We start from the raw sequence: 16,148 nt of genomic DNA on the forward strand, positions 1-16,148 counted from the left end.
GGCCGTGCACTACGATCTCGAGGTCCCGCGCGACGCGCGCGCGCTGCCACACAATCCGCTCAAGGCCATCGTGGCACCGCGGCCGATCGGCTGGATCAGCGCCATGGATCGCGCCGGCCAGCTCAACCTCGCGCCGTACTCGTTCTTCAACGCCGTGGCCGACAACATGGTCGCGTTCTCGTCCTCGGGCCGCAAGGACGCGATGACCTTCGCCGAGGACGGCGCCGAATTCGTCTGCAGCCTCGCGACCTGGGACCTGCGCGACGGGATGAACGATTCCTCCGCGCCGCTGCCGCGCGGCCAGAGCGAATTCGCCTTCGCCAACCTCGAGACCGCGCCCTCGCAGAAGGTGCGTCCGCCCCGGGTGGCGGCCTCGCCGGCGGCGCTGGAATGCCGATGGCTCCAGACCGTGCCACTGGTCCCGCTCGGGGGCGGGGAGGCGGACAACTTTCTCGTCATCGGCCAAGTCGTGTCGATCTATGTCGACGAGCGCTACGTGAAGGACGGCATGGTCGATACCGCGGCCATGCATCCGATCATGCGCGGCGGCTATTTCGACTACTTCCACGCGACCGCGGATACGCGGTTCCAGATGCGCCGGCCGAAAGGCGCGGGCGAGTTCGCCGGGTCCTGAAAGGAGAACCTGTCCGTCAAGCCGGATTGAGGACTTATTTACCATACGGAGCGCAGGTTCAGGCTGTCTTCAGCCCCCGTGCGCGCCCGGATGTTCCTGTTCACCACGCCGTCCAGCCCTCCGGAAAGCCCGCCTCCCCAGGCGCGGGCGCCGTCAGGCTCGGCCGCATCCGGACCGGTCGTCCAGGCGATCCGCGACGGCGCGACGGCGAGCGGCGTCGGGTTCGACTACCTCCTCGCCACGGCAAGGCGGGAATCGTCCCTCGATCCCACCGCGAAGGCCGGGACATCCTCGGCCACCGGGCTGTTCCAGTTCATCGAGCAGACCTGGCTCGGCGTGATGAAGAATGCCGGGCCGCGGCTCGGCCTCCAGGCGCAGGCCGACGCCATCACGCGCCAGGCCGACGGCACCTATACGGTCACGGATGCGGGCCAGCGGCAGGCCATCCTCGATCTGCGCCGCGATCCGAAGGTCTCCGCAACGCTTGCCGGCGCCCTGACGCAGCAGAATGCCGAAGCGCTCTCGGGCGCCCTCGGCCGGGAGCCGACCGCGGGTGACCTCTACGCGGCGCACGTCCTGGGCGCCAAAGGAGCGGCGGCCCTGATCTCGACCGCCCGCGCGTTTCCTGAGCGCGCCGCCGCCCTCGATCTTCCGGACGCGGCGGCCGCCAACCGCGCGCTGTTCTACGACCGCGCGGGACGACCGCGCAGCGCGGCGGAACTCTACGCCAGCCTCTCGGCGGCCGCCCAGGGTGCGGCGGCCACTGATATCACCGCGCTGCGCCAGGACAGCGCCCCGGCCACGCAGGCCGTCTCGGCCTATGCCAGCGCCGCCACGGCGTTCGGCGGAAGCTCCGACCTGCGCAGCCTGTTCCAGACCGATCAGCGCGGGGCCGTGTCGGACGCCGCCGCGCGGCTCTGGCAGGCGCGCAACAGCGCGCAGCCCACCGCGCACGCCGAGCCGACCTACTTCCCGCGCTCCGACTCGGACGCGCCTGCGCGGGTCACCGCTCCCGATCCCGACGTGACGGGCGCGCTTCCCGCGATCGCGGCGACGCCGCCCGGGACCGCGCTCACCAATCCGCCGCTGCCGCCCCGCCGCCCGGCGGAGTTCGCCGCGAGCAATGCCATGACCGGCGGCAGGACCAGCCTGTTCGCCCCCCGGAGCGGTCCATGATCATCCGCGAGTTCCTGACCCGGACCCAGAACGGCTCGGCCAACCACCGCGCCGAAGCCGCGGCGGTCCTGGCGCGGACCTATCTCTACGGCAACCTCACGGCCGACGAGGCGTGGGAAGCCAAGACCGCGCTGCTGACGATTCTGGACGATCCGTCGCCGGTGGTCCGTCGCGCCCTGGCCGAGACCTGTGCCGCCTCCGCGCGGACGCCGCGCCCGCTGGTGGTCGCGCTGTCCTGCGACGTGCCCGAGGTCGCGCGGCTCGTGCTGGCGCGCTCGCCGGTGCTGACCGATGCGGATCTCGTGGATGCCGCGGCCCTCGGCGACGAGACGACGCGCGCGGTGATCGCGGCCCGCCACCACCTGACGCACGCCGTCTCGGGGGCGCTCGCGGAAATCGGTGAACCGAACATCCTCGTGGTTCTCGCGCGTAATCCCACGGCCAAGATCACCGCCGGCCGGATGCTGCGCATGCTGGAGCGGCACGGCGACGAGGCCGCCCTGCGCGAGGCTCTGCTGACCCGGGCCGACCTGCCGCCGGAGGTCCGCCACGCGATCGGCCTCGCGGTGGCGGACGCCCTGTCCGACTTCGTCACACACCGCGGCTGGCTCGGAGCCGAGCGCTGCGACCGCTTGAGCCGCGAGGCTGGCGAGCGCGTTGCGCTCGAGGCCTGCGGAGGCGCGGGAGCGGCCGCCGTGGCCCGGCTCGTCGCCCATCTGCGCACCACCCATCAGCTCACGGCCGGGCTGATCCTGCGCGCCGTCCTGTCCGGTCGGATCGACTTCGCCCTGGCGGCGCTTTCCGACCTGTCCGGCCAGGATCATGCTGGGGTCGCCCGGGCCATGCGCGATCCGCGCAGCTTCGCCGACCTTCACGCGCGGGCCGGCCTGCACGACGCACTCCTGCCGGCGATGCAGGCGGCGGTCTCGGCTTGGCAGGCGGTCAGTCGCCGCCCGGCCGCAATCCGCGGTGCCGGCCTGTCGCGGCAGATCATCGAATGCGCGATCAGCGCTTGCGACGACCTGCCCGGGCCGGACATGCATCCGGTCCGCGCGCTGTTGAATCGGTATGAGGCTGAGGCCGCCCGCGACGAGGCCCGCGAGGTCGCGCGAACCATCGCCGCGGAGGCGCTCGCGCGGGAGAACGCCCGTCGCGATGCCCAGGCGGCCGACGCCGCGTGGCGCGCCGCCCTGGACAGCCAGCGCCGGACCGAATTCGCGCCTTCAGCGGACGAGGCGGAGATCATCCCAGCCGCGGAGATCGTGGCCACTGCAGCGGTCGCTGAACCCCAGAATCCGGTCGGAGCGATCCTCGAGGCTCTGCCGGACCAGATCCTGGCTTGGTACAAGACCGACGAGCCGGAGCTGGATCCGGAGGCGCAGGCGGCCACCGATGCGGTGCTCGACGGGCTCGGCGAGAGCCTGCTCGATCACTTCCGCGCCAGCCAGGACTCCGCCGCACCGGCGGCGGAGGCCGCCGAGCCCGACAGCGTGGTGAAGATCGCCGCCTGAACAGGCAGCGGCCGACCGGATCGGACGCCGAGCAGGTCCCTACTCGGCCGCTCTGCGCTCTTCCGCCTCCGCCGGATCGGCGAGCCCGTAGCGCTCGATGCTGCTCTCCAGCCGCAGGGCGGCGTTGATCAGGGCCATGTGGGAGAAGCCCTGCGGAGTGTTTCCGCGCTGCTCGCCGGTTTCCGGATCGATCTCCTCTGCGAACAGCCCGACATCGTTGCCGCGCGCAATCAGCCGCTCGAACGCGGCCTTGGCCTCGGCGGTGCGGCCGTCGAGGGCAAGGCAGCCCACGCGCCAGAAGGCGCAGGCCGTGAAGGTGCCCTCGTCGCCGTCGAGGCCGTCATCCATGCGGTAGCGATAGATCAGGTCGCCGTCCCCCAGCTCCCGCTCGACGGCCGCGAGGGTCGAGCGCGTGCGCGGATCCTTCGGATCCAGCGCACCGAACAGGGCGACGCGCAGCACCGCCGCGTCGAGGTGATGCGAGCCGTAGGCGCCGACATAGGCCTGCTTCTCGGCATTCCAGCCGTTCTCGAGATACTCCGCCCGGACCTCCGCGGCGACGCGCTCCCACTCGGCGATCTTGTCCTCGGGCACGCCCGCGATGTTGCGCCCGATGCGCGCTGCGTCGGTGAGCGCGACCCAGATCATCGCCTTGGTGTGAACCTGCTGGCGCCGCTCGGTCCGAAGCTCCCAGATCCCGTGATCCGCCTCGTGCCGGTGGCGGATCGCCCGCGCCGTGAGATTGTCGAGGACCTTCGGCAGGCGGTCGTTGACCTTCTCGGGCGGATCGTAATCCACCGCCTCCAGGAAGATGCACAGCGCCCGCAGCAATTCACCGTAGATGTCGTGCTGGTCCTGGAATTCCGCGACGTTGCCGATCACCACGGGCCGCACGCCATTCCAGCCGGCGAGATGCGTCAGCTCCTCCTCGGGCGGCATGCCGTCGGCGATGCCGTACATCAGCCGGGTCTCGCGCCCGTAGGTCCCGTCCCGCTCGCGCAGGAAGCGCAGGAATTCGGCCGCCTCGCGCACGTAGCCCAGCATCACGAAGGCCGTGACCGTGAAGGAGGCGTCGCGCATCCAGGTGAAGCGGTAATCGTAGTTGCGATTGCCCGGGACGGCTTCCGGCAGGCCGGCGGTGGCCGCCGCCAGGATCCCGCCCGAGGGCGAGTAGGTCAGCAGCTTGAGGCACAGCGCGGAGCGCATCACCGCGTCGCGATAGGCACCGCGATAGGTGCTGCGGGCGCACCAGCGGTGCCAGTAATCGACGGTCGACTTCATGCGGCGCTGTGCGCCGGCGAAGTCGTCGATGCACGCCTCCTCCTGATCCTCGCCGTGGGTGAGTACCAGGTAGGCGGTCTCGCCCGCGCTCAGGGTGAAACGGACCTCGGCCTCGTCGCCTGTGAGGTCCGGCCGCGGATGGGCGTTGACCCGCAGCCGCCAGTCTCCGGCCTCGAAGAGCACGGAGGCGCCCTCGACGATCGGCGTGCAGGCCCGGCGTGCGTAGTCGAAGGTCGGCCGCACGAGGAAGCGGCCGGTCACCTGCCCGGTCTCGCAGGTGAGCAGCCGGATCAGCCGGCTCTCGCCCTCGCCGTCGGGACCTTCGTCCGGTTCCGGGCTCGGCGGGTTGACCGGCATCACGTCCACGAGGCGGGCTCGGCCCGTGGCGGTCTCGAAGGTGGTCTCCAGGATGTTCGTGTCCGGCACGTAACGCCGTGTGGTCCCGCCGAGGCCGTCGAAGGCCAGACTGCAGGCGCCGCCCTTCTCGTCGTCGAGGAGCTTCAGGAACAGGGCGGGCGAGTCGTGGCGCGGCCAGCACAGCCAGTCGATCGAACCGTCGCGGGCGATCAGGGCGCAGGAATGGGTATCGCCGATGAGGGCGTAGTCGCTGATGGGCTTCGACACGTGACTTCCGGGGAGGGCTGCGTCCGCCGCGGCGGGCGGGATCGTCTCAGGGACGTAGCCGGGCGACGCCAAGCGGGGAGTCCCGCTCGACGATTCGCCGCACGACGGCTCAGGTCTTGGCCCGGGGCAGCATCCGGTCGCTGATGATGCGCCGCTGAATCTCGCTCGTGCCCTCGAAGATCGTGGTCAGCCGCGCATCAAGCCAGTAGCGCTCGACCCGGCGCTCGGTGGTGTAGCCGTTGCCGCCGTGCAGCTGCATGGCCTGGTTGGTGACGCGCACCGCCATCTCGGTGGCCAGCAGCTTCACCATGGCCGACTCGCTCTCGGCGGGCTCACCCTGATCGAGGAGATGCGCGACCTGGTGCCAGAAGGCCCGAGCCTGCGCGACCTCGGCGGCCATGTCGGCCAGGGCGAAGCGCAGGGCCTGGAAGTCGCCGATCGGATGCCCGAACTGGACGCGTTCCTGAAGGTAGGCTTGGCTGTCTTCCACGGCCGCCCGCGCCACGCCTACGGCGCGCGCCGCGGTGTGGACCCGGGCGATGTTGAGGCCGCGCTGGACTGCCGCGAACCCGCCGGAATCGGCGTCGGCGCCCTGGTCACCGTAGAGGCCGGTGAGCCGGTCGCTCTCGGGCACGCGGACATCCTCGAGGGTCAGCTCGAAGGTTTCGAAGCCGTGATAGCCGATCTTGTCGATGACTCGGCCGGTCATGCCGGGAGGAAAGCTGTCGCGCTCCTTGATCACTAGGAACGGCTCCAGGCCGGCCGAGCGCGATTCTCCTGGCTCGGGGTCGCGGGTCCGAGCCAGGACCTCGACGAAGTCCGCGCCCTTGGCGAACCCGGCCCAGCGCTTCGTCCCCGTCAGGCGCCAGCTGTCGCCGTCGCGCACCGCCCGGGTTTGAACGCCGGCGAGGTCCGAGCCGGCATTGGGCTCCGACAGGGAGATCGATCCGATCCACTGTCCGCGGGCAGAGCGCCGGAGCAGGTCGGCGCGGCGCTCCGGGTCGAGGGTCTGCGTCCCAAGCCCCTGGCCGCGCGCCAGGATGCTGCCGACGGAGAGCCAGGCTCGCGCCAGCTCCTCCGAGACAAGGCAGTACTCGAACACGCCGAGGCCCAGGCCGCCCTGCTGCTCCGGAATCGTGATGCCGAACCAGCCCTTCTCGGCCATGGCGTCGATCAGCGTCCGGGGCATCTCGCCCTTCTGCCGGTCGAGCTCATCGGCCAGCGGGAGCACCGTGTCGCGGGCGAAGGTCCGGGCCTCGTCCTCAAGCGCCATCCGGATGTCGGTCCGCCACGGCGAGGCGAGTTCCGGCGGATGCGGCGCGATCCGTTCGCCCCGAGCCTCATTCTCGGTCATCGGTTCCCCCACGTCATGTCGCAGCCCAATGCAGGATGCGTGCGGGAAACACGCGCTTACAAATTGGTTCCGCCAACCATCTTCGAATAGTCATCGGATCGGCGCATAATAGCCTGATGATGCAGGCCGAACCGCACACAGACTCCTTCGCGATGACTGCTCCGGCAACACCCCACATCCTCGTGGTCGAGGACGATCGGGAGATTTCGGCCCTGATCGCGCGCTATCTGCGGGGCAACGATTGCCGCGTCACACTCGCGGGTGACGGGACCGACATGGACCGCGCCCTTGCGGAATCCCGCATCGATCTGGTCGTCCTGGACCTGATGCTCCCGGGCGAGGATGGCCTGAGCCTGTGCAAGCGTCTGCGCGGCTCCTCGCAGATCCCGATCCTGATCCTCACGGCGAAGTCCGAGGATGTGGACCGGATCCTCGGACTGGAACTCGGGGCCGACGATTACCTCGTCAAGCCGTTCAACCCGCGGGAATTGCTCGCCCGCATCCGGGCGATTCTGCGCCGGGTCGCTGCCGAGGCGCCCGATACGGACGAGCGCCGGCGCCTGCATTTCTCCGGCTGGACGCTCGACGTCTCCCTGCGTCAGGTGCTCTCACCGGAGGGTGCGCGAATCTCCATCACGGGCGCCGAGTTCGACCTCCTCCACGCGCTGTGCCTGCGCCCGGGTCGCGTCCTGTCCCGTGATCAGCTTCTCGATCTCACGCAGGGGCGCACGGCAGGTCCGTTCGAGCGCAGCATCGACGTGCTGATCTCCCGCATCCGGCAGAAGATCGAGCGCGACACCCGCAATCCCGAGTTCATTCGCACGATCCGCTCGGGCGGCTACCTGTTCACGCCCGAGGTGACGCGCTCATGACCCCGCTGCGACGCCTGCGCCTCCGGTTGCGACCGACGACCATCGCGGGCCAGATCGCGCTGCTAGTGGTCGCCGGCATCGCGGTCGCGCACGTCGTCGCGACCGTCGCGTTCCTGCTGCTGCATGAGGCGCAGAATCCCGACGAGCTGCCGGGCGTGGCGGCGAGCCGCCTCGGCACGCTGGCGCGGCTCCTCGATGCGGTGGATCCGGCGGCCCGGCCCGCACTCCTGGCCAGCGGTCACAGCCTGCCGCTGATCCGTGTCGAGAGCTGGGACGGGACAGTGCTGCCCGGCGCGAAACCGATTCCCGACCTTCCTGTCATCCACCGCCTGCGCAACGGCGCCGGGCGGCCTGTGACGATCACGGACCTGTCGGGCGGAGACCCGGAACAGAACCGCTCGCCGGCACGGCTGCATATCGGCATCGTCACCTCCGCCGGGGCGATGCTCCAGGCGACGTTGCCCAATGACCCGCTGCGGACTCCCAAGCAGGGCGCTCTGATCTTCACCGTCGTGTTCCTGGCGCTGACCCTGGCCCTGCTCAGTGTCTGGGCAACCCGCGCCCTGACGGCCCCGCTGAAGCGGCTGGCCGGCGCGGCCGAGGCGTTCGGAACCCGCGACGATCACGTATCCCTGCCGGAAGCGGGTCCCCGCGAGGTGCTGGCGGTCTCCCGGGCCCTCGACCGGATGCGCTCGCGGGTGCGCCGGCTGATCGATGACCGGACACAGATGCTCGCGGCGATCAGCCACGACCTGCGCACGCCGATCACGCGGCTGCGCCTTCGGGCGGAGTTCATCGAGGACGACACCGCCCGGGCCGCCACCCTGCGCGACCTGGACCAGATGAATGGTCTGGTTGAGACCGCGCTGTCCTTCGTCCGCGACGGCCAGACCCGGGATACCGGCAGCCACAGCCTCGTGGATCTCGCCTCGGTGGTTCAGACCGTCTGCGACGATTTCTCGGATTTCGGTGCGCCGGTGAGCGTCGGCCGCAGCCGGCACGTCCTGGTCCAGGGCCGCCCGGAGGAATTGCAGCGCGCGGTGACCAACCTCGTGGACAACGCGATCAAGTACGGCGGCCGCGCCGAGGTCCACATGGACGCCTCCGAGCGCGGTGTCCGCGTCTGCGTGCTCGATCAGGGCCCGGGCATACCCGAGGCCGAGCGCGAGGCCATGCTCCAGCCGTTCGTGCGCGGCGACCGGGCCCGCAACCTCAACGAGGCGAGCGGCTTCGGCCTGGGCCTCTCGATCGTCCAGGCCATCGTCGAGGCCCATAACGGGCGGCTCACCCTCGAGAACCGGCGCGAGGGCGGCCTCTGCGCCGCGATCGAGCTGCCCCTGGCCGCCCAGACCTTCGCCGGCCGGCGGGAGCAGAAGCCCGCGCCGATGCCGGCAGAGGCAGCCTGAGATCGTCCGCCCCGGCGACCGGCGCGTCTACGCCGCCCGCACGTTGCGCAGGAACTGCGCAACCTCGGCCCGAAGCTGCTCCGAGCGCGCCGCGAGGGCGTCGGAGGCCTGGGCCACGGAAGCCGCCGCCTGGCCCGCATCGCCGGCAACCCGGGCGACCTCCGCGATATCGGCCGTCATCACGCCGGTGCCGGTCGATGCCTGTCCCATGCTGCGGACGATGTCCTGGGTGGTGACACCCTGCTGATCAACCGCCGCCGCAATGCTGGTCGAGACGTGGCTCATTGCCTCGATCTGGCCGGCAACACCCTGGATCGCGCCGGCCGCATCGCGCGCCACGGTCTGGATCGCCTCCACCTGCCGGCCGATCTCCTCGGTCGCCCGGGCCGTCTGGGTGGCGAGGTCCTTGACCTCGGCGGCGACCACCGCGAAGCCGCGACCGGCCTCACCGGCGCGCGCGGCCTCGATCGTGGCATTCAGAGCCAGGAGGTTCGTCTGCCCGGCGATCGTCGAGACCATCCCGACCACGTCGCCGATCCGCGTCGCCGCGGCAGCGAGATCGGCCATCGTCTGCTCGGCCCGGCGGGCCTCGCCGACGGCGGTGGCCGACATGCCGGCGGCCTGCTCCACTTGGCGGCCGATCTCCTGCACGGTCGCGCCGAGCTCCTCCGCGGCCGCCGCCACGGCGTTGACGTTGTCGGACGTCTGCTGGGCCGCGCCGGCGACGCTGGTCGAGCGCTGCGAGGTGCCGGCGACCGCGACCCGCATGGTGCCGGAGGCGTCCTGCAAAGCCGCCACCGCGCCGGTCAGGCCCTGCACGATGCCGCCGACCGACTGCTCGAAGCCGTCCGCGAGTTCCTTCAGCATGGCGCGACGGCTCTGCTCCTCGCGCAGGCGCGCCGCCTCCGTGGTCTGCAATTGCTGCGCGGCATCCTCCAGGGACATGTCCCGGATCGTCACGACGGCGCGGGCGATGTCGCCGATCTCGTCGCGCCGCTTGCTGCCGGGCACGTCGGCGAGGCTCTGCCGGTCGGCGAGCGCCTTCAGGGCGCGGGTGAGGGCGCCCAACGGCGCCACGATCGAGCGCGCGAGCAGCAGGCCCAGGACAGCCGTGCCCAGCAGGACGAAGAGGCCGGTCAGGATCAACGTCCGCGACAGCGCGCGCACGGCGTCGATCGCCTCGGCCTGCGACTGCTCCGCGATGACCGTCCAGGGCGCGCCCAGAACGGTGAGCGGCGAGACGGCCGCCATGTGCGGCCCGTCGGCGGCAGTGAAACCGACGCTGCCGCCCGCCTTGAGCTGCTCGGCGGCGATCCCGAGCGGCGCGAGCCCGCTCCCGGCCTTCACCGTCGGATTGAGCGGCGGATTGCTGCGCAGGAGCCCGTCGGCACCGGCCGCGAGGATCTGCCCCGTCTCGCCCAGACCGGTCCGCTTGGCCAGGGTCTGATCGAACAGGGTCGGCGTGACCCGCATGACGATGAAGCCGATCCGCTCCGCCGCCTGAGCCGTTCCCATGGCGACGTTCGCCCGCTTGGTCATGGCCCGCCCGATGAACGCGGCCGGAGTCCCATCCACCGGGTAGGCGGCGAAATCCTCGAACAGCACGGCGTTTGAATCCGCCGATTTGAGGCGCTCGACCAGACGCGCGAGGGCGGTCCTCGCCAGGGTGTCGTCCGAGATCGGCTTGGCGAAATCGGCGCCTTTGGTCGTGGTGTAGGCGATCCGGCCGCCTTCATCGAGGAACATGAGGTCGGCGTAGCCCGGCTGGGTGATCAGCTTGCGGGCCACCTCCTGCACCTTGACGTGCCGGCGCCCGTACATCGACGCCATCCCGGCGCCGTCGAGCGCCACTCGCGCCTCGACCGTCTGCGGCGCCCGGAAGGCCTCGATGACGGCGGCGGTCTCGGGCTTTGCCGGATCGAGGGTCTCGATCAGGTCGGGAAAGTTGGAGACGATCTGGGGATGGGCCGCGACGGCCAGGAAGTCGGCCTGCATCCGGTCGGCGACCAGCTCGATCCCGTCCCGGCGCGCCGCCGCGGCCAGTTGCAGGCGCTCGTGCGCCGCATCCATCAGCCCGGACCGGGCCGTGTACCAGCTGAAACCGCCCATCGCGGTGGCACTGAGAAGCGCCAGCCCGACGGTCATCGCCGGAAGGCGCGCGCTCAGCCGCGAAAGCATGGTCATGATGGGCTCTGGACGTTCTGGAGGGGTAGAATTGCGCGGAAACATAGAAGCAACGCTCGTGAAGGGCGCGTAAACGGCGCCCGGTCGGGCTGGTCCCGCCGATCTGCTGTTCATGCGGCGGGCCCGAAAGCAGGCCGGCCATCCGGGCGCGTTCCGCCGCGGTAACCCTCACGGCGGCCGAAGAAGCCGACAGCTGCCGTGATCGAACCGCGGCCCGAGGCCTGCTAGAGCAGCGGCGAAACACGAGCCGCCGCTGAATTCGTGCGGCCGATGGAGATCGGATGACGAGCGAGGCCACTTCCGACCCAGCGTGCCGCATCGCGCTGATAGGCGTCCCGATCGAGGTCGGGACCAGCGAGCCCGGCGCCCTTATGGGTCCGGCGGCCCTGCGCACCGCCGGCTTGGTCCGTGCACTTTCCGACCTCGGCCATGCGGTCACGGATCACGGCGACGTCGTTCCCGACGAGCCGGCGGAGTCGCGAGGTCTCGCCGCGGTCACCGCGTGGTCGCGCGCCCTGTCCCGGGCGGTCCTGGCCGCGCTCGAGGCCGGTGCGCTTCCCCTGGCGATCGGCGGCGACCACAGCCTCTCGCTCGGCTCCATCGATGGCGTCATGCGCCACTGCGCATCGCAGGGCCGTCTGCTCTTCGTGCTCTGGCTCGATGCCCATGCCGACTTCAACACGCCGGAGACCTCGCCCTCCGGCAATGTCCACGGCATGCCGCTGGCCGCGCTCTGCGGTGAGCCGGGCTTCCCGCGCCTGTTCGCGGAGCCGGCGCCTCCGCCGCTCGCGCCGAGCCACGTCCACCTGTTCGGCCTGCGCTCGATCGATGCGGGCGAGCGCGCGCTGGTCACGGCCCGCCGCGTCGGCGTGACCGACATGCGCACGATCGACGAATTCGGCGTGGTCGCGCCGCTGCGGCGCGTGCTCGACGGGGTTTCCGCCCTCGGTGCGCATCTGCATGTCAGCCTCGACATCGATTTCCTCGACCCGTCCATCGCACCGGGGGTCGGCACGACAGTTCCGGGCGGCGCGACGTTCCGCGAGGCGCATCTGATCATGGAGATGCTGCACGATTCCGGTCTCGTGCGCTCGCTTGATGTGGTCGAGCTCAATCCCTTTCTGGATGAGCGCGGCCGCAGTGCCCGGGTACTGGTCGAGCTGGTCGCCAGCCTGTTCGGAAGGCGCATCCTCGACCGGCCGACCCTGCCGATCGAGGCGGTGCCGGGCGACACCGCTGAGCACGCCTGATGCACGGCCGCGTCCCGGATTCCGAAGCGCTGCGCGCGGTGGACCGCGCGGCGCCCATGCGTCAGCGCTCGAACGGACATGTCCGGCTGCAGGCCGGCCCGGCGCATCCGGGAGGGGCGACGCGCATCATCGACCTCGCGGAGTCCGGCCCGTCCCGGCTGCGTTTCCCGCGCGGCAACGGCGCGCTCGAGGCCGTGCTGGTCAACACGGCCGGCGGCGTCGCGTGCGGCGATCATTTCGCGATCGCCGTTGACCTCGCGGCGGGGGGCGATCTCGTCCTGACCACCACGGCCGCGGAGAAGATCTACCGCTCGGACGGACCGGTGAGCCGGATCGAGAACCATGTCTCCCTGGGCGCCGGCGCAAAGCTCGCTTGGCTGCCGCAGGAAACCATCCTCTTCGACCGCGCCCGCGTGCGGCGCCGCTTCGAGGCCGACCTCGCGCCGGGCGCCGCGCTGGTCGCCGCGGAGATCGTCGCGTTCGGTCGCGCCGCGCGGGGCGAGCGCATCGCGGACGGACTGTTCGCCGATGCCTGGCGGGTGCGCCGGGCCGGGCGTCTGGTCTACGCCGACAGCTTCGTGCTGGAGGGTCCGATCAGCGAGCTCCTGGCGCGGCCCGCGATCGGCGGCGGGGCGGGCGCCTGCGCGACCCTGCTCGATGTGTCGGACGGCGCCGAGACGCGCCTGGACGAGGTGCGTGCGCGGCTGGCCGAAGTCGGCGCGCCCGGGATCGAGGCGGCGGCCAGCGCCTGGAACGGGCATCTCGCCATCCGGGCCCTGTCCAGCGCCGTCGGGCCGCTGCGCGGCCTGATCGCACGCTTCCTCGCCGGCTACCGTGGCCTGCCGATGCCCCGGGTCTGGCAGAGCTGACACGATCCTGCATCTTCGCGTGTCGCAGCCGTTGCCTGCGGCCGCCGACCTCTGCTAGAGACGCGCACCCGGAGCTGACCGCCCAGCTCCGCACGGCGCTTCGGCGCCGTTCAGAAGGCCTCGTGGCGGAGTGGTTACGCAGAGGACTGCAAATCCTTGCACCCCGGTTCGATTCCGGGCGAGGCCTCCATCTTACCCCTCATCGATCTTTGCCGCGTTCCAGGGGCCTGACCGCAGTCAGGCGCCGTGGACCTGGGCCATGAAGGTCTCGATCGCCTGCTGAAGGCTGTGCGTGCCGGCATTCACCCGGGACGCGCTGCCCCGGACCTGTCCGGCCTGAGCCTCGTTGGACGCGGCGGCCGCCCGCACACCCGCCACGCTCTCGGAGACCTTCCGGGCATCCTCGGCCGCGTTGAAGATCGCCCGCGCGATCTCCTGGCTGGCATGGCCCTGCTGGTCGGTGGCGTCCGCGACCTCCGCGGCGATCAGGCTCATCCGGGCGATCGTCTCGCCGATCGCCGCAATGGCGCTGGCTGTTCGATCCGCAGCGTTCTGGATGGACTCCACCTGCCCGGTGATGCGGTCCGTGGCGCGCGCCGTCTGGCCGGCAAGCGCTTTGACCTCGGCGGCGACGACGGCGAAGCCGCGGCCGGCGGCGCCCGCCCGCGCTGCCTCGATCGTGGCATTGAGTGCCAGCAGGTTGGTCTGCCCGGCAACATCGCGGATCAGCGTGACCACGGCACCGATCTCCTCGGCCGCCTGCGCGAGCCTCGACACCGTCTGTGCAAGGCCCTGCGTGTCGGAGCGGGCCGTCGAGGCGATCTCGCTGGTATGGCGGACACGGGTCTCGATCTGCCGCGCGGAGGCCGAGAGTTCCTCGGCCGCGCTGGCGATGCTGTCGACGATCCCGGCAGTCTGGCTGGACGCGCCGGCCACAACGGTTGCCTGCACCGCCATGGCGCCGGCATTCCCCGAGAGCGTGTCGGCCGCCGCCTGCATCGCCTCGGCGGAGCCAGCGAGGTCCAAGACGGCGCGACGGGTCTCGATCTCGAACGCGCGCGTCGCCTGGGCCAGGGCCTGCGCCCGGATCCGGTCGCGGTCGCGGCGCGCCTGCGCCTCCCGGTCGAGACGCCGCTTCTCGATGAGCGCCGTCCGAAACGCCGCGATGGCGTCCGCCATCTCGCCGATCTCATCGCGGCGGCTCGTGAACGGAATCGTCCGGTCGAGCTCATCGGCCGCAAGGGCCGTCATGCAGACCTTCAATCGGTGCAGGGGCCGCCGGACCTGCGTGACGATGATCCCGATCGCGGCAAGCAGGCCGATCGCCAGGGCCGCCGCCGGCACGACGATGAGGGTGATCCGCGCTTGGCTGCGGTCGGCCGCGTCGGCGGCGCGGCGCGCGTTCAGGCGGCCGAGCACCTCGCGCCCGAGCGCAGCGATCTCGGCGATCATGTGCTCGCGGTTCCTGACCGTCGCCTCGTCCGTGGCCTGAATGAGGGCCGCCTTCGGCGAAATGGTCAGTCCCAACTCGGCCGTGTCGTTCTGGTAGGCGACGAACTCCTTGACGAACAGGTCGAACCGGCGACGCCGGTCCTCGGGCAGCTGGTCCGTCATGGCCTCGAGAAAAGGTATGCGGACCTGCTCCACCACCGTCAGGGCCTCGTGGAGCGCGGAGAGACGCGTCCGCGCCTCCGTCTTGTCCTCGGCGGTGTAGAGCGCAGTCGCCTGCACGACGGCATGCTCGATGGCCTGCCCAAGTGCCCCAGCCTGCAGCCCCGCGTTCCAGATCTTGTCGGTGGCGGCGGCGCGCTCCTGCTCCCGGCCTGATTGGCGGATTGCGAAGAGCGAGATGCCGACCGCCACGAGGGCCAGCAGGCCGATGACGGCCGAGAGCTTGAGTCCCAGAGAAATGCGCATAGATCCGAGGCCACGTTCGCAGAAGAACCGGAGCGGGCGAGACATACAGCCGCCGAACATGACGCACATCTAAATATAGCCGGCAAATTCGATAATTTTTCTCTCATCGTTACCTTGCTCACGAACAAAAACTATTGCGATATATTTCAGAACAACTGAAATGCGCGCACCTTACGTTCGGTCTTTGCCAGTCATCACCGCGCCTATGCAGTCTCACGGGCGCAGATTTACCGACCGTGTTCAAGTCGCGCCGGAACGCCTGCCAGCGCGGCGCGGGCTCGGCTCGTCGACATTACGCGGTGCAGGCTCGGGGACGCGACCGGCCGAGGATGGCCCGTCAGTGCTCGCAGGCTTGCGAGATTCTCGCCTCCGCCGTCCGGATCGGACGTGTCTCAGGGCCGGGCACGGCCGTTACGATCTCGCGACGCAGGTCGTCGCACTGGGCCTCGACCAGATCGGGCAGGATGTCGGCCTGCAGATCGTCGAAGGCTGCGATCAGCCGTGGGCCGTCGGCGACCCACTCGAAGGCAACGCGAACCTCTCGTTCACCGTACGGATCCTGAGGGTCGAGGCAGCGATGGGTCAGCATGGGTGCAGCGCGCAGAAGCCGGCTCGACCGGCGAGGCCGGTCCCGTAGGCCTGGGTCATGACGCTCGGATGACCTGCGGCGCAGGAACGCCGTCGCCCGGTCCCGACCGCAGGGCGGGGTGCGCGATCGTTCGGTGCCGGTCACGCCGTCTGTTGCCGTCACGCCGCAGGCGAGCACCTTGATCCTATAACGTCGGCCGACAGGCTTCAGCGATGCACAGATTGCGCGCCGAGGGCCTTGCGCCCCGCGATCCCGGTGTGTACAGACGCGACCGTGATCCCCGATAGCTCAGTTGGTAGAGCAGGCGACTGTTAATCGCCTTGTCGCAGGTTCGAGTCCTGCTCGGGGAGCCATCACTCCAGCAACGTCCTGAACGTTCAAGCTTTTCTGTGCCCACTCCCCCACCGGGTGCTGAGGTGCGGCAATAGCGTTGCCGGTCCATCGATCGGCAATACACTCCGCGAGCTTCGTTCGATTGGCG

The 16,148-nt window shown here is 70.6% G+C and carries 12 protein-coding genes and 2 tRNA genes; 9 read left to right on the forward strand and 5 right to left on the reverse strand.

Annotated features, from left to right (window positions below; genetic code table 11):
• Nucleotides 1–4: 4 nt before the first annotated feature.
• From AC3WSN_RS01750 to AC3WSN_RS01760, 3 genes are all read left to right on the forward strand, one after another.
• Nucleotides 5–634 (forward strand): flavin reductase family protein, encoded by a 630-nt coding sequence (locus tag AC3WSN_RS01750; protein ID WP_192707143.1) that lies wholly within the window; start codon nt 5–7, stop codon nt 632–634.
• Between the two features lie 90 nt (nt 635–724).
• Nucleotides 725–1,810 (forward strand): lytic transglycosylase domain-containing protein, encoded by a 1,086-nt coding sequence (locus AC3WSN_RS01755; RefSeq protein ID WP_192707144.1) that lies wholly within the window; start codon nt 725–727, stop codon nt 1,808–1,810.
• Nucleotides 1,807–3,321, forward strand: a complete 1,515-nt coding sequence (locus tag AC3WSN_RS01760) for a DUF2336 domain-containing protein (RefSeq protein ID WP_492535926.1) — start codon at nt 1,807–1,809, stop codon at nt 3,319–3,321. Before AC3WSN_RS01755 ends, AC3WSN_RS01760 begins: the two co-directional genes overlap by 4 nt.
• Before the next feature lie 39 nt (nt 3,322–3,360).
• Here AC3WSN_RS01760 and AC3WSN_RS01765 read toward each other — a convergent pair whose 3' ends face one another.
• Both AC3WSN_RS01765 and AC3WSN_RS01770 read right to left on the reverse strand, forming a co-directional pair.
• Complete coding sequence (locus AC3WSN_RS01765; protein WP_492535928.1) at nt 3,361–5,226, reverse strand: glycoside hydrolase family 15 protein; 1,866 nt, start codon at nt 5,224–5,226, stop codon at nt 3,361–3,363.
• Between the two features lie 109 nt (nt 5,227–5,335).
• Nucleotides 5,336–6,580, reverse strand: coding sequence for an acyl-CoA dehydrogenase family protein (locus AC3WSN_RS01770; protein WP_492535930.1), 1,245 nt, complete (start codon nt 6,578–6,580; stop codon nt 5,336–5,338).
• Nucleotides 6,581–6,732: 152 nt separating this feature from the next.
• Here AC3WSN_RS01770 and AC3WSN_RS01775 point away from each other — a divergent pair, with 152 nt between their 5' ends.
• Complete coding sequence (locus AC3WSN_RS01775) at nt 6,733–7,452, forward strand: response regulator (RefSeq protein WP_492535931.1); 720 nt, start codon at nt 6,733–6,735, stop codon at nt 7,450–7,452.
• A complete protein-coding gene (locus AC3WSN_RS01780) occupies nt 7,449–8,858 on the forward strand; it encodes an ATP-binding protein (protein WP_492535933.1) in 1,410 nt (469 codons plus the stop codon). Before AC3WSN_RS01775 ends, AC3WSN_RS01780 begins: the two co-directional genes overlap by 4 nt.
• Nucleotides 8,859–8,885: 27 nt before the next feature.
• On the opposite strand, the gene AC3WSN_RS01785 is transcribed toward AC3WSN_RS01780, so the two are convergent.
• Nucleotides 8,886–11,042 carry a methyl-accepting chemotaxis protein gene (locus tag AC3WSN_RS01785; protein ID WP_492535935.1) on the reverse strand — a complete coding sequence of 719 codons (2,157 nt, stop codon included), beginning with the start codon at nt 11,040–11,042 and terminating at the stop codon, nt 8,886–8,888.
• A 281-nt stretch (nt 11,043–11,323) separates the two neighbouring features.
• Between AC3WSN_RS01785 and rocF the strand changes: the two genes are divergently transcribed.
• The 3 genes from rocF (at nt 11,324) to AC3WSN_RS01800 (ending at nt 13,351) form a co-directional block, all read left to right on the forward strand.
• A complete protein-coding gene (gene rocF / locus AC3WSN_RS01790) occupies nt 11,324–12,292 on the forward strand; it encodes an arginase (protein WP_492535937.1) in 969 nt (322 codons plus the stop codon).
• On the forward strand, nt 12,292–13,161 hold the full coding sequence (locus AC3WSN_RS01795) for an urease accessory protein UreD (RefSeq protein WP_492535938.1): 870 nt from the start codon (nt 12,292–12,294) through the stop codon (nt 13,159–13,161). The genes rocF and AC3WSN_RS01795 overlap by 1 nt, the downstream gene beginning before the upstream one ends.
• 116 nt (nt 13,162–13,277) lie before the next feature.
• Nucleotides 13,278–13,351 (forward strand) — tRNA-Cys (locus tag AC3WSN_RS01800).
• A gap of 47 nt (nt 13,352–13,398) precedes the next feature.
• On the opposite strand, the gene AC3WSN_RS01805 is transcribed toward AC3WSN_RS01800, so the two are convergent.
• Nucleotides 13,399–15,078 carry a methyl-accepting chemotaxis protein gene (locus tag AC3WSN_RS01805; protein WP_492535940.1) on the reverse strand — a complete coding sequence of 560 codons (1,680 nt, stop codon included), beginning with the start codon at nt 15,076–15,078 and terminating at the stop codon, nt 13,399–13,401.
• A gap of 337 nt (nt 15,079–15,415) precedes the next feature.
• Complete coding sequence (locus AC3WSN_RS01810; RefSeq protein ID WP_492535941.1) at nt 15,416–15,667, reverse strand: hypothetical protein; 252 nt, start codon at nt 15,665–15,667, stop codon at nt 15,416–15,418.
• 277 nt (nt 15,668–15,944) lie between these two features.
• Between AC3WSN_RS01810 and AC3WSN_RS01815 the strand changes: the two genes are divergently transcribed.
• Nucleotides 15,945–16,020: transfer RNA gene (locus AC3WSN_RS01815), tRNA-Asn, on the forward strand.
• Nucleotides 16,021–16,148 lie beyond the last annotated feature (128 nt).

The organism is Methylobacterium sp. FW102-HT35C08 (assembly GCF_058790235.1).